This is a genomic window from Aminobacter sp. SR38, from assembly GCF_014843375.1.
GTDB classification, from domain to species: domain Bacteria; phylum Pseudomonadota; class Alphaproteobacteria; order Rhizobiales; family Rhizobiaceae; genus Aminobacter; species Aminobacter ciceronei.
Window position 1 is genome coordinate 1,262,837 of the sequence record NZ_CP062112.1, and the last position, 12,392, is coordinate 1,275,228.

14 protein-coding genes are annotated in these 12,392 nt (G+C 64.9%); 2 read left to right on the top strand and 12 right to left on the bottom strand.

The features are described 5' to 3' along the window. Positions 1–29: 29 nt before the first annotated feature. Positions 30–1,496 carry a LysM peptidoglycan-binding domain-containing protein gene (locus IG197_RS06215; protein WP_192317704.1) on the bottom strand — a complete coding sequence of 489 codons (1,467 nt, stop codon included), beginning with the start codon at positions 1,494–1,496 and terminating at the stop codon, positions 30–32. Between the two features lie 110 nt (positions 1,497–1,606). Between IG197_RS06215 and IG197_RS06220 the strand changes: the two genes are divergently transcribed. Then, positions 1,607–2,218 carry a TIGR00730 family Rossman fold protein gene (locus tag IG197_RS06220; RefSeq protein WP_067964119.1) on the top strand — a complete coding sequence of 204 codons (612 nt, stop codon included), beginning with the start codon at positions 1,607–1,609 and terminating at the stop codon, positions 2,216–2,218. Positions 2,219–2,370: 152 nt separating this feature from the next. Here IG197_RS06220 and rarD read toward each other — a convergent pair whose 3' ends face one another. The 9 genes from rarD to cysS form a co-directional block, all read right to left on the bottom strand. Next, positions 2,371–3,288 (bottom strand): EamA family transporter RarD, encoded by a 918-nt coding sequence (gene rarD, locus IG197_RS06225; RefSeq protein WP_371746512.1) that lies wholly within the window; start codon positions 3,286–3,288, stop codon positions 2,371–2,373. A gap of 118 nt (positions 3,289–3,406) precedes the next feature. After that, entirely contained in the window at positions 3,407–5,020 is a 1,614-nt protein-coding gene (gene cimA, locus IG197_RS06230; protein WP_192317709.1) for a citramalate synthase, read from the bottom strand. Between the two features lie 241 nt (positions 5,021–5,261). Next, on the bottom strand, positions 5,262–6,224 hold the full coding sequence (gene pip / locus IG197_RS06235) for a prolyl aminopeptidase (RefSeq protein WP_192317712.1): 963 nt from the start codon (positions 6,222–6,224) through the stop codon (positions 5,262–5,264). After that, the gene (locus IG197_RS06240; protein ID WP_154385074.1) at positions 6,221–6,697 is read right to left on the bottom strand and encodes a GFA family protein; all 477 of its coding nucleotides are present in this window, start codon (positions 6,695–6,697) and stop codon (positions 6,221–6,223) included. Before IG197_RS06240 ends, pip begins: the two co-directional genes overlap by 4 nt. After that, entirely contained in the window at positions 6,694–7,167 is a 474-nt protein-coding gene (locus IG197_RS06245) for a GFA family protein (RefSeq protein ID WP_192317714.1), read from the bottom strand. Before IG197_RS06245 ends, IG197_RS06240 begins: the two co-directional genes overlap by 4 nt. After that, entirely contained in the window at positions 7,164–7,658 is a 495-nt protein-coding gene (locus IG197_RS06250; RefSeq protein ID WP_154385072.1) for a GFA family protein, read from the bottom strand. Before IG197_RS06250 ends, IG197_RS06245 begins: the two co-directional genes overlap by 4 nt. Positions 7,659–7,685: 27 nt before the next feature. Next, the gene (locus tag IG197_RS06255; protein WP_192317716.1) at positions 7,686–8,066 is read right to left on the bottom strand and encodes a VOC family protein; all 381 of its coding nucleotides are present in this window, start codon (positions 8,064–8,066) and stop codon (positions 7,686–7,688) included. Continuing rightward, the gene (locus IG197_RS06260) at positions 8,063–8,452 is read right to left on the bottom strand and encodes an endonuclease domain-containing protein (RefSeq protein ID WP_067964136.1); all 390 of its coding nucleotides are present in this window, start codon (positions 8,450–8,452) and stop codon (positions 8,063–8,065) included. The genes IG197_RS06255 and IG197_RS06260 overlap by 4 nt, the downstream gene beginning before the upstream one ends. A gap of 352 nt (positions 8,453–8,804) precedes the next feature. After that, positions 8,805–10,223, bottom strand: coding sequence for a cysteine--tRNA ligase (cysS, locus tag IG197_RS06265; protein WP_192317718.1), 1,419 nt, complete (start codon positions 10,221–10,223; stop codon positions 8,805–8,807). Between the two features lie 430 nt (positions 10,224–10,653). Between cysS and IG197_RS06270 the strand changes: the two genes are divergently transcribed. Beyond that, complete coding sequence (locus IG197_RS06270) at positions 10,654–10,809, top strand: transcriptional regulator (RefSeq protein ID WP_083948641.1); 156 nt, start codon at positions 10,654–10,656, stop codon at positions 10,807–10,809. On the opposite strand, the gene IG197_RS06275 is transcribed toward IG197_RS06270, so the two are convergent. Together IG197_RS06275 and IG197_RS06280 are read right to left on the bottom strand one after the other, a co-directional pair. After that, positions 10,792–11,400: a LysE/ArgO family amino acid transporter gene (locus IG197_RS06275; protein WP_192319603.1), complete on the bottom strand. Its 609-nt coding sequence runs from the start codon at positions 11,398–11,400 to the stop codon at positions 10,792–10,794. The genes IG197_RS06270 and IG197_RS06275 overlap by 18 nt on opposite strands. A gap of 118 nt (positions 11,401–11,518) precedes the next feature. After that, positions 11,519–12,295: an SOS response-associated peptidase gene (locus tag IG197_RS06280; protein ID WP_154385067.1), complete on the bottom strand. Its 777-nt coding sequence runs from the start codon at positions 12,293–12,295 to the stop codon at positions 11,519–11,521. Positions 12,296–12,392: the final 97 nt, after the last annotated feature.

The window sequence follows — 12,392 nt, forward strand, 5'->3', positions numbered from 1 at the left end:
CCGGAAAAGCGGAAAACCGTTCCCGGCACTTACGGCTTGGGCGCCGGCATCGCCTGCTCGCCCATGGCGCCCATATTGGCGGCCTCGCCCTCTTTCGACTTTTCCGGAACGCGGAACACCTGGCCCGGCCAGATGCGGTCCGGATCCTGGATCTGGTCCTGATTGGCGAGATAGATGTTGGAGTAGCGCACGCCGTGGCCATAGACGCGGCGCGAGATGCGCCACAAGGAATCGCCGCGACGGATGATGACGGCGCCATTGACGGCTTCGAGCTTGGGCGCCGTGGTCTCTGGCGCAACAGGTGCGGCGGCGACTTCAGCCGGCTTGTCGGCAGTAGCCGTGGCGGCCGGAGCAGTTGCCTGTGCCGGTGCCGTCGCTTCGGCAGCCGGGTCTGCAGGCTTGGCAGGTACTTCGCCCGCCATCGCCGTCTTGGCCTCGGCCGTTGATGCAGCTGCGGGCGCGGGTGCGGCTGCGGCGGTTGCATCGACGGCCGGCGCTGCTGATACCGTCGGCTGCGGCGCGACCGCTGCCACCGCCTTCCCCGGCTCGCGCTGGAACGGCACGGCGGCGCGGGCGACGACCTTGGCGCCGTTCGGCTCGAGCGCGTCGACGCGGATGATGTAGTCGCCGACCGGCAATTCACGCTCGGCCTCGATCAGGAAGCGACCTTCGGGCGAGGTCTGCGTCTCGCCGATCAGGATCTCGTTGGCATAGGCGCGCACCTTGCGCCCGGCATCGGCCGAGCCGGCGATGAAGATCTTCTTGCCTTCGATCTCGACGGCCTCGACGGCGACCTTGATCTCCGCTGCCGGCGCGGCCGACTTGGCCGGTGCGGGTTCTGCTGCGGGGGCGGTCGCAGGCGCGCTGGCCTGTTGTTCGCCGCTGGCCGGCGCCGCCGGCGCGTCAGCCGGCTTCGGCACGGTGATCAGCTGCGCCGGCTTGCCCGGTTCCTCGACCAGGGCCAGCACCTGGCCACCCGGATCGGACGGCACCGAAACCACCGCCGTCTCGGTCGAGGTCGCCACGACATTGTCGGGCGCGGTTGCGCGCAGCACGATCTGGTAGTCGCCGGGCTTCAGCGGATCGTCGAGCACGACGGCGAAATCGCCGTCAGCGCCGGCAACCGCCGCACCGATGACCTTCGATCCGGTAACGATCTCGACCTTGGAATTGCCGGCGGCCTTGCCGGCGATGACCACGGAACCGTTGTTTTCGACACGCACCACGTCGAAGGACGGGGCGATCACGGCAGCGGCTGCGGCAGGCGCTGCGGGTGCCGGCGCGACCGCGGCAGGCGTCTCTGCGCCGGCTGCCGGCTTGGCCGGATCTGCGGGCTTGTCGCTCGTCGGCGTCGTTGTCGCGGGTGCCGGCAGTGACGCGATCGCGGCCGGCGGCGCCAGATAGGGATCGAGTGCTCCCGACACATATGCAACGGTCGCAGCAGCGGCTGAGCCACCTGCTGCGAGTAGGAAAATCTTCAACGGATTGATCGCCATATTCCTCTGCCCCTAGCCGCCCGCCGGGCATACCTTGTTTTGCCGGCAGCGACAAGAAAAAGCCCGGTTCGGGCTTGACCCTGCCTGTGGAGGCAATACCCAATCAGCCGATGAACAAGATTCGATCCATCTGCGTCTATTGTGGCTCCTCGCCGGGCCGTGACGAGGTCTACATCAAGGCCGGGCACCTGCTCGGCCATTCGATTGCCAAGGCCGGCGTCCGGCTCGTCTATGGCGGCGGCACCAAGGGCATCATGGGCGCTGTCGCCGATGGCGCGCGGCGCGCCGGCGGCAAGGTCACCGGCATCATCCCGCGCTTCCTGATGAACAGGGAAGCGACGGAAAGCGCGCTGACCAAGCTCGACGAAGTCATCGTCACCGACAACATGCACGAGCGCAAACATCTTATGTTCGAGAAATCGGACGCATTCGTGGCACTGCCCGGCGGCATCGGCACGGTCGAGGAGATCGTCGAGATCATGACCTGGGCCCAGCTCGGCCATCACCGCAAGCCGATCGTCTTTGCCAACGTCAAGGGTTTCTGGGATCCGATGCTGACGCTGCTCGACCATATGAAGACAGAGGGCTTCGTCCATACCTCGCATCTGGTCCAGCCGCTTGTCGTCGACCAGCCGGAAGCGGTGGTCTCGGCGATCATGGTCGCCGCGGGTGCTGATTCCACGCCGACCGAAGGCGTCCAGTCGGTCATCGACAAGATGTAGGTTCGAGGTCGGATCGAACCACGCTCGGCCTGTTTCAGGTCAGGCCGAGCCAAAGATGGTCGCTACCGAGAACCGGAGCGGCGCGTACATTCGGGCACGCGAGTACCGGAAGCGCAGGCAACGGCCATTTGCAGGCCGGCCTCACCTGAACCTCAGCCGTTCTTGGCGCGCTCGGAAAACATCGACCAGGTATAGATGGCCAGTGCCGCCCAGATCAGGGCGAAGGCAACCGCGCGTTCGCTCGAGAACGGCTCCCTGAAGATGAAGATGGCGATGACGAAGATCATCGTCGGCGCGATGTACTGCATGATGCCGATGGTCGACATGCGCAGCAGCTTGGCGCCATTGGCAAACAGGATCAGCGGCACGGCGGTGACGATGCCGCAGCCGAGCATCAGCCAGACGTCGGTCATGCCGGTGGTGCCGAAATGGCCGACGCCGGTGCCCTGGAGATAGGCAATGTAGACCAGCGCCGGGATGCCGAGGATCAGCACCTCGAGGAAAAAGCCCTGCGCCGGGCCGATCGGCAGCGTCTTCTTGAACAGCGCGTAAAAACCCCAGGACAGCGCCAGCACGATCGACACCCAGGGCAAGCCGCCGCTTTCCCAGGTCAGGAGTGCCACCGCGATCACCGCAAGCCCGATCGCCACCATCTGCGCCCGCGTCAGCTTCTCGCCGAGCACGACAGCGCCCAAAAACACCGAAAACAGCGGGTTGATGTAATAGCCGAGTGCGGTTTCGAGCGCCCGGTCATTGCCGATCGCCCAGACATAGACGCCCCAGTTGATGGTGATCAGCGTCGCCGTCAGCGTGCCCATCGCCAAAGTGCGCGGGGTGCGCAAGGCGGTCTTGATGTCGGAGGTGCGGCCGAGCCACCACAACAGCAACGCTGCAATCGGGATCGACCAGGTGATGCGGTGCGCGATCACCTCGGGCGCCGGAATATGGGCCACCGCCTTCATGTAGAAGGGCAGGAAGCCCCACATCAGATAGGCCGAGAGGGCAAACAGGAAGCCGCGGGTGGCTTCGTCGCGGGAAATCGCAGGCGTGTTGGTGCTCATGGCGGGCACCTATGCGCCCGCCCGCCAGCGCATGCCATTTCAAAATAGTGATGGTCCACCCGCTTTTCGTTGATGGATCAATCGACAGGGCCAGCCGCTGCGGCTGGCCCATCATCGCTCACCGCGCCTATTCGGCCGCCACCAGCCCGGCCATCTCGCGGTTCTTCATCAGCTTGTAGATGATCGAATCCATCAGCGCCTGGAACGAGGCGTCGATGATGTTGGTCGACACGCCGACGGTCCACCAGCGGGCGCCGGTCGAGTCATGCGATTCTATCAGCACGCGCGTGATCGCCTCGGTGCCGCCATTGAGGATACGCACCTTGTAGTCGACCAGCTCGAGGTCGCCGATCTCGTCCTGGAACTTGCCGAGATCCTTGCGCAAGGCGATGTCGAGCGCATTTATCGGGCCGTCGCCTTCGGCCACCGACATCTTTTCCTCGCCGTCGACCATGACCTTGACCACGGCTTCCGACACGGTCTTGAGATTGCCATTGGCGTCGAAACGGCGCTCGACGAGGCAGCGGAACGAGGTCACTCGGAAGAAATCCGGCAGGCTGTGCAGCATGCCGCGCGCCAGAAGCTCGAAGCTGGCATCCGCCCCTTCATAGGCATATCCCTCGGCCTCGCGCTCCTTGACCACGGCGATCAGCGCATCGAGCCGGCTGCTATCCTTGGGCACGTCGATGCCGCGCCGCCTGAGCTCGGCGATGAAGTTCGCCTTGCCGCCCTGGTCCGACACCATGACCTTGCGGCGGTTGCCCACCGTCTCCGGCGGCACATGCTCGTAGGTCTTCGGCTCCTTGACGATCGCCGAGGCGTGGATGCCTGCCTTGGTGGCAAAGGCCGATGCGCCGACATAAGGCGCCTGCGCCTCGGGCGCGCGGTTGAGCAATTCGTCGAAGGCGCGCGACAGCCTGGAAAGGCCCGCCAGCGCCTCGGCCGAGACGCCGGTTTCGAAACGTTCGGCGAAATGCGGCTTGAGCGCCAGCGTCGGAATGATGGTGACCAGATTGGCGTTGCCGCAGCGCTCGCCGATGCCGTTGATCGTGCCCTGCACCTGGCGCACGCCGGCTTCGATCGCCGCCAGCGAATTGGCCACCGCCTGGCCGGTATCGTCATGGGCGTGGATGCCGAGATTGGCGCCCGGAATGCCCGCGGCGATCACCTGGGCGACGATGTCGCGCACCTCCGACGGCTGGGTGCCGCCATTGGTGTCGCACAACACCACCCAGCGCGCGCCGGCGTCATAGGCCGTCCGCGCGCAGGCCAGCGCGTAGTCGGGATTGGCCTTGAAACCGTCGAAGAAGTGCTCGCAGTCGACCAGGGGCTCGCGGCCGGCGGCACGCGCCGCCTCGACCGAAGCGCGGATCGTTTCAAGGTTTTCCTCATTGGTGACGCCGAGGGCGACGCGGACATGGTAGTCCCAGCTCTTGGCGACGTAGCAGATGCCGTCGGCCTTGGCCTGCAGCAGGGTTGCCAGGCCCGGATCGTTGGAGGCAGACACCCCTGCCCGCTTGGTCATGCCGAAGGCGACGAACTTCGCCCGCTTGGTCCGCTTTTCCTCAAAGAAGGCGGTGTCGGTCGGATTGGCGCCGGGATAACCGCCCTCGACATAATCGAGGCCGAACTCGTCGAGCATCGCCGCGATCGCGATCTTGTCCTCGACGGAAAAGTCGATGCCCGGCGTCTGCTGGCCGTCGCGCAATGTCGTGTCGAAGAGATAGATGCGTTCTTTCATGGCAACACCTTGTGGGCTAGCGCCCTATGGCACCCCCGTCTGTCCTTGGGGGCCAGCGCCCTTTGGCGCCCCCCTCTGTCCTGCCGGACATCTCCCCCAAGAGGGGGGAGATCGGCAGTATTGACGCCTCGCTCCGTCCTGCAACGCCGGCGATTGGCGAAAGCCGGCATGCCAGCTGATCTCCCCCCCTGTGGGGGAGATGTCCGGCAGGACAGAGGGGGGCAACGTAGGGCGGAAGCGGTCACGACGTTTTCCCCGCGAACCTGTCGGTCGCCCGGACCAGCTGGTCCAATATGCCCGGTTCCGAATAAGCGTGACCGGCGCCCTCGATCAGGTGGAACTCCGCCTCGGGCCAGGCCTTGTGCAGTGCCCAGGCATATTTGGCCGGGCACGGCATGTCATAACGCCCATGGACGATGACACCGGGAATGTCGCGCAGCCTGTGGGCGTCGCGGATCAGCTGGCCTTCGTCCATCCAGCCGGCATGGACGAAATAGTGGTTCTCGATGCGGGCGAAAGCGACGGCGAAGTCGTCCTCGCCAAACTTGCCTGACGTGTCGGGGTCGGGCAGAAGCGTGATCGTCTCGCCTTCCCACAGGCTCCAGGCCAAAGCTGCCTCGACCTTGGCCTTGCGGTCGTCGCCGGTGAGGCGCTTGCGGTAGGCGCCCATCATGTCGCCGCGCTCGGCCTCCGGGATCGGCTTGACGAAACGCTCCCATTTGTCGGGGAACATTTCGGAGACGCCGAACTGGTAATACCAGTCGAGCTCTGCGCGGGTCAGCGTGTAGATGCCGCGCACCACCAGTTCGCTGACGCGATCCGGATGCGTCTCGGCATAGGCGAGCGCCAGCGTCGACCCCCAGGAGCCGCCGAACACCAGCCATGTGTCGTGGCCGGCCATCTCGCGCAGCCGCTCGATGTCGGCGACCAGGTGCCAGGTGGTGTTGGCGTCGAGCGAGGCGTTGGGCAAAGACTTGCCGCAGCCGCGCTGGTCGAACAGCATGATGTCGTACAGCTTGGGGTCGAACAGGCGGCGATGCTTGGGCGAGGTCGCGCCGCCCGGGCCGCCATGCAGGAACACCGCCGGCTTGCCGCCCTTGGTGCCCGAACGTTCCCAGTAGACCTGATGGCCGTCGCCGACATCGAGCATGCCGCTGTCGAAGGGTTCGATCTCGGGATAGAGGCCGCGCAGTTCAGTCGTCATATCTTCAGTCCATGCTCCGGCCAATGGGCCGTCTCTTCATCGGGATGCTGGAAGGAGATGATCTGCTCCTGCCGCTGGTAATAGTCGGGATTGTCGAGCACCGGCTGGTCGAAGATCGTCTCGACCCAGGGCAGGCGGAAGCCGTGATTGATCTGGATCGTCGGCGCGAGGTCGGAGCGGTCGTCGAACGAGCCGATCGACAGCTCGAGGCCTTCCGCGTGGCGGTAGGCCATCGGCGTGCCGCAGCGCTGGCAGAAGCCGCGCGATATGTTGATCGACGACTGGAAGTAGCTCGGCTCCTCGCGGATCCACTCGACGCCATCCACCGGCACCGCGACGAAGGCGCCGAAGAACGAGCCGAACTGCTTCTGGCACATGCGGCAATGGCAGATCGAGCTGCGCCCCAGCGCGCCGTGGATACGGAAGCGGACGGCGCCGCACTGGCAGCCGCCTGTCCTTGCAGTCTCGGTCATGACCTTTTCTCCGCTGGCCATTGTTCAGTGTCGTGGTCGGGGTGCTGGTGGTTCGAAGGGGCAACCGCCGCGTACCAGGCGGTTTCATCGTCCGACAATTCGACCGTGTCGAGTCCGCCGAACCATGGCATCTTCTCGGCCGATCCGCACTGGAATGTCGGTATCACCGCCTTGGGATCGTCGAGCGCGCCGAGCACGACATTGATCGTGTCGCGGTCGATCACGTCGAACAGAAGCGGCGTGCCGCAGTCGCGGCAGAAGCCGCGGCGCACGATGTCGGACGAGTGGAACCAGCCGATCTCGCCGCGCGTCACCGAAAACGTCGCCTTCGGCGTGCGCGCCAGCGGCTGGAAGTAGTTGCCCGATGCCTTCTGGCACATGCGGCAATGGCAGATATGCGCATTCTCCAGCGCCTGGTCGATGCGGTAGCGCACGGCACCGCACTGGCAACCGCCTGTCGTAACGGTCATGTGCGCTCCTCCGGCGGCCAGGTCTCGGTGTCGTGGTCGGGGTGCTGGAACGAGACGATGTCGTTGACGAAGTCGGCCGCGTCAGGGTCCTCTTCGGTCGAATAGCCCTCGAGCTCGTGGATATTGTCGACATAGGGCAGCTTGCCCTCGAGCCCCCACTGCATCGTCGGCGCGATCTCCTCCGGCTCGTCGAATGCGGCGATCGCCAGCGCCACGCCGTCGGGTGCCTCGTAGGTCAGCGGCGTGCCGCAGTCGCCGCAAAAGCCGCGCAGGCCGAAATTCGACGAGCGAAACCGCTTCGGCTCGCCACGCGTCCAGACGAGCCTGGAGTCGCGATGCACCGAAACCAGCGGCGCATAAAAATTGCCGAACGCCTTCTGGCACATGCGGCAATGGCAGACCGAGGCGGCGCCGAGCTTGCCGTCGACATGGAAACGCACGGCGCCACACTGGCACCCGCCGGAATAATGCGGCCTGTTGTCGAGGCTCATCGCGTCAAACCCTCACGCCTCAAACCCTCACGCCGGGACATGGCACACCGCCTCGATGTTGTTGCCGTCGGGATCGAAGACAAAGGCGGCATAATAGTCGGGATGGTAATGCGGCCTCGGCCCCGGCCTGCCATTGTCCCGTCCGCCGGCGGCGATGGCGGCGGCATAAAACGCATCGACCTCGGCCCGGCTGCGCGCGGTGAACGCATAATGCCGCCCCGGTCCGGCCTCGGCTTCATGCAGCCAGAACACCGGCCGCTCGCGGCCATAACCGCCGACCTTGACCCCGCCGGTATATTCGCCCGGCACCATCATCAGAAGCTGTGCCCCCAGCGGCGCGAACGCCTTGTCGTAAAACGCCTGCGCCCTGTCGAAATCGGCGACCGAAATTCCCGTATGGTCGATCATTGCACGAACTCCTCCGTCATGCGGACGGCCATCCCGGCCGAGATCACAATGTTCTGGCAGACGTTATCCATATCGCGAACAACGTCGTCGTTCCAGAAGCGGAGAATGGTCCAGCCGTTGGCCTGAAGAAATGCGGTCCTTGCCGCATCACGTTCGACGTGTTCGGCCCGCGCATGCTGGCTGCCGTCGACCTCGACGATCAGGCGATGCGACGAACAGGCGAAGTCGACGATGTAAGGCCCGATCGGCACCTGTCGCCTGAAACCCAACCCCATCAGCCGATGCGCACGCAACTCGTTCCACAGCTTCAGCTCGGCCTCGGTCATGACATGACGCATTGCCTTGGCATTCTTGCGCTGACGCCGGGGGACGAGGTCGTGGCCCATGGTCAGGTCCTTGCCTTGCGCCGCAAGGTCAGAAGGAGTGCTCTGTCACACCCCCCTCTGTCCTGCGCCCCGCGCCGCAAGATCAGGAGTTGCGTTTTGTCACACCCCCCTCTGTCCTGCCGGACATCTCCCCCGCAAGGGGGGAGATCAGCCGTCACGTCGACCTTCGCCAATCGCAGACGTTGCAGAAAGGACGGTGCGCGCGCCGCTGCCAATCTCCCCCCTTGCGGGGGAGATGTCCGGCAGGACAGAGGGGGGTGCTGTCCCGCAACCCTCTCCGTCAAGACCAGCGCAGTCTGCCCGGCAAGGCAGAGGGGGGCGTGCAGCCCCACCCTATCCTGCCCCGCCGTCATCACCGCTTCACTTCCCACGTCGTCACGCGCTCACCCGTGACCGCGTCCTTGCCGTCCTTGAGCTGCACGCCCTGGGCCAGCAACTCGTCGCGGATGCGATCGGCTTCGGCCCAGTTCTTGGCGTTGATCAGCTCCAGCCGCCGCGCGATGGTAACCGCGACCGCCGCCTCGTCGACATCGGCCGCCTCGAGCCCGAAGCCGAGGAACAGCAGCGCTGCCTTGAGTTCGGCCGCGGCTTGGACATTGCCGGCCGCCTCGCCGGCGAGCTGCGACAGGCCCTGGAAGACGCTCGACGTGGCGAGGTCGTCGCTGAGGGCCGCGATCAGTGCCGCCGGCACCTCGGCTTCGGTGGCGCCGGCGCTGTCGGCCGCACGCTTCCATTTGCGCAATGTGTTTTCGGCTTCCTCCAGCTTGCGCAGCGAGAAGTCGATCGGCTCGCGGTAATGCGTCATCAGCATCGCCAGCCTGAGCACCTCGCCCGGCCAGGTGCGGCCGCCGAAATTCTCCGTCGCGAGCAGTTCGTGGATCGAATAGAAGTTGCCCAGGCTCTTGGACATCTTCTGGCCTTCGACCTGCAGGAAGCCGTTGTGCAGCCAGTAATTGGCCATCACCTCGGTGCCGTGGGCGCAGCGCGACTGGGCGATCTCGTTCTCGTGGTGCGGGAAGATCAGGTCGAGCCCGCCGCCATGGATGTCGAAGACCTCGCCGAGATAGGCGGCCGACATCGCCGAGCACTCGATGTGCCAGCCCGGGCGGCCGCGGCCCCAGGGACTATCCCAGCCCGGCTCCTCGGGTGAAGACGCCTTCCACAGCACGAAGTCGCCGGGGTTCTTCTTGTGCGCCTCGACCTCGACGCGGGCGCCGGCCTGCTGCTCGTCGAGATTGCGCTTCGACAGCTGGCCATAATCTTCCATCGAGCCGGTGTCGAACAGCACTTCGCCTTGCGCTTCATAGGCATGGCCGCGTTCGATCAGGCGTTGAATCAACGACACCATATCCGTCTTGCCGTCCGGCCGCGCGAGCACGAACTCGGTCGCCCTGGGCTCGACTGAAGGCTCGAGGCAACCGAGCGCCTTGACGTCGGCCTGGTACTGGTTGGCGGTCTTTTCGGTGACCCGCCGGATCGCCTCATTGAGCGGCAGATCAGGAAAATCGCGCAAGGCGCGGGCGTTGATCTTGTCGTCGAGGTCGGTGAGGTTGCGCACATAAGTGACGTGGTCTTCGCCATAGACATGGCGCAGCAGGCGGAACAGCACGTCGAAGACGATCGCCGGGCGCGCATTGCCGATATGGGCGAAGTCGTAGACCGTCGGGCCGCAGACATACATCCTGACGTTGTCAGGATCGATCGGCACGAAGTCCTCCTTCGTGCGTGTCAGCGTGTTGGTAAGGCGCAAGCCCTTGAATGCGTCAGACATGGTTCTCCCCGTGTGCGTAACCCCAAGGGATTCTGCACGCAAATTCAGTTTCACGGCGTCCTTTGCGCGTCCAAACGGACGTGCGGCGCCGTGGCCTGCTGGCCCGGGCGTTCAACCTGTCTCGTGTGAAGATGAGGCGAAAACGTCCTGACCAGCGCGAACGCTAGCCAATAAAACAAATGCCGGAAATGGCGAAAGACGTTTTCATCGCGGGCTTTATCGCCTCACCGGGCTGTTGCCGTCAAGACGCAGCGACACGAAACTTTACCGCCCGGACCGGAACGGAAGCGGTACTGAAACACTTTGTTAAACATCCCGGCACCGTAATGAAACATCGCCCGGATAAAAGGCGCCGCACTGCCACGAATTCGACCGAATCCGTAAGCAAATGCAGCCGCTCTCGACAGAGCTGACTTAAGGGAAGAGACCGATGAAACGAAAACAATCCGACCAGGACCGAGCGCGTCACCAGTACGCCGAACTGACCAAGCACTACCGGGCCATCGGCCCCGCCGCAATTCTTGCCGCGCTGATCTGCGCGCCGAAGAAAGAAAAGACAGCCCCCAAGCTAAACAAGGCTGCCTAACAGGCTGAGGCCGATCGCCGCCATCACCAGGCCGATCAGCACATCGAGCACGCGCCACGCGGCAGGCCGGGCAAAGACCGGCTCCAGCAGCCGGGCGCCATAGCCGAGCCCGAAAAACCAGACGAACGATGCGGATGCAGCGCCGATGCCATAGGCAAGGCGCGCCTGTCCTTCATGGGCTGCCGAAAGGCTGCCCAACAGCACCACCGTGTCGAGATAGACATGCGGGTTGAGGAAGGTGAAGGCGAGACAGGCGGCGACCGCAGGCCATAGCTTCGTCCCGACCGATTTTGCCGCCTGCATCGCAGCCGGCTTCATGGCGCGGCGGAAGGCAATGATCGCATAAGCAAACAGGAACAGCGCGCCGCCGACCGTCACCACTGATATCAGGCGCGGCGACTGCGAAATCAGCGTGCCGAGCCCGGCGACGCCGAGGCCGATCAGCAACGCATCCGAGGCGGCACAGATCAGGCTCAGGATGAAGACATGCTGGCGCAGCAGCCCCTGGCGCAGGATGAACGCGTTCTGCGCGCCGATGGCGATGATCAGCGAGGCACCAAGCAGGAATCCGGAGATGGCGGCGGAGAGAATGGGCGTGGACACGCCGCTCTTCTAATGCACCGCCCGGAAAATCAAAATCGATTTCCAGCAGGCAGGATGCAGGGATTGATGATGCCAGAGCGCCCAGCAGCGCGTGGTTCCGCTCCAATCAGAACAGCGTCATCTGTCCGTCATCGGGCTTTTGTTTCTCCGGCTTCGGCTTCGCCGCCCGCTCAGGTGCTGCTTCAGGCAGCGGCTCGACCCGCGCCTGGATCTCCGGCCCTGTATTGGCGACCTTGTTGACCAGCTCCGACACCGGGATCTGCTCGAAGAAATCGGGCTGCGCCGGCCGCATCAGACGGGCGACATCGCGCGGCTCCTGGGTGCGGCAGTCGAGCCAGCGGGCAAAATCCTCCGGCTGGATCACCACCGGCATACGGTCGTGGATATGCATGATGTCGGCGCTGGCACCGGTGGTCAGGATCGCCGCGGTGTCGATCTCCGAGCCGCCCGGCTCGCTCCACGTCTCCATCAGCCCGGCCAGCGCCACCAGTCCGCCCTTGCGCGGCCTCAGCCAATAGGGCTGACGCCGGTTGCCAGGCAGCTTTTTCCACTCATAGAAACCCGAGACAGGGATCAGCGCCCGCCTGTGGCGCATCGCGGTCTTGAACGACGCCTTTTCGATCGCCGTTTCGGAACGCGCATTGATCAACAGCGGCATGTCGGCCGGGTTCTTGGTCCAGGCCGGGATCAGCCCCCAGCGCGCCAGAAGCGCCATGCGGTCTGAGCGATTCGAGCCCGGCGGCCGCTGCGGCCCTGCCGTCACCACCAGGATCGGCTGGGTCGGCGCCACATTGTAGCGCGGCGGAAAGCTCTCGAGATCGTCCAGCCCGAGAAAGGCGGAGGTTGCGTCGGGCGACGCCAATACCGCGATGCGTCCGCACATCAGGTCAGGTTCCGGTTCATCGCCTGAAAGTGGCGATGGATCGCGCCGGCCGCAACCGCTAAAGCGGATAGGATCGGCTGTTCCACAATGGAACGCA

What these genes read in the sequence shown, in the direction of transcription:
- IG197_RS06215 (WP_192317704.1), bottom strand. Translation starts at nt 1,496, where the DNA reads ATGGCGATCAATCCGTTGAAGATTTTCCTACTCGCAGCAGGTGGCTCA.
- IG197_RS06220 (WP_067964119.1), top strand. Translation starts at nt 1,607, where the DNA reads ATGAACAAGATTCGATCCATCTGCGTCTATTGTGGCTCCTCGCCGGGC.
- cimA (WP_192317709.1), bottom strand. Translation starts at nt 5,020, where the DNA reads ATGAAAGAACGCATCTATCTCTTCGACACGACATTGCGCGACGGCCAG.
- pip (WP_192317712.1), bottom strand. Translation starts at nt 6,224, where the DNA reads ATGACGACTGAACTGCGCGGCCTCTATCCCGAGATCGAACCCTTCGAC.
- IG197_RS06240 (WP_154385074.1), bottom strand. Translation starts at nt 6,697, where the DNA reads ATGACCGAGACTGCAAGGACAGGCGGCTGCCAGTGCGGCGCCGTCCGC.
- IG197_RS06245 (WP_192317714.1), bottom strand. Translation starts at nt 7,167, where the DNA reads ATGACCGTTACGACAGGCGGTTGCCAGTGCGGTGCCGTGCGCTACCGC.
- IG197_RS06250 (WP_154385072.1), bottom strand. Translation starts at nt 7,658, where the DNA reads ATGAGCCTCGACAACAGGCCGCATTATTCCGGCGGGTGCCAGTGTGGC.
- IG197_RS06255 (WP_192317716.1), bottom strand. Translation starts at nt 8,066, where the DNA reads ATGATCGACCATACGGGAATTTCGGTCGCCGATTTCGACAGGGCGCAG.
- IG197_RS06260 (WP_067964136.1), bottom strand. Translation starts at nt 8,452, where the DNA reads ATGGGCCACGACCTCGTCCCCCGGCGTCAGCGCAAGAATGCCAAGGCA.
- cysS (WP_192317718.1), bottom strand. Translation starts at nt 10,223, where the DNA reads ATGTCTGACGCATTCAAGGGCTTGCGCCTTACCAACACGCTGACACGC.
- IG197_RS06270 (WP_083948641.1), top strand. Translation starts at nt 10,654, where the DNA reads ATGAAACGAAAACAATCCGACCAGGACCGAGCGCGTCACCAGTACGCC.
- IG197_RS06280 (WP_154385067.1), bottom strand. Translation starts at nt 12,295, where the DNA reads ATGTGCGGACGCATCGCGGTATTGGCGTCGCCCGACGCAACCTCCGCC.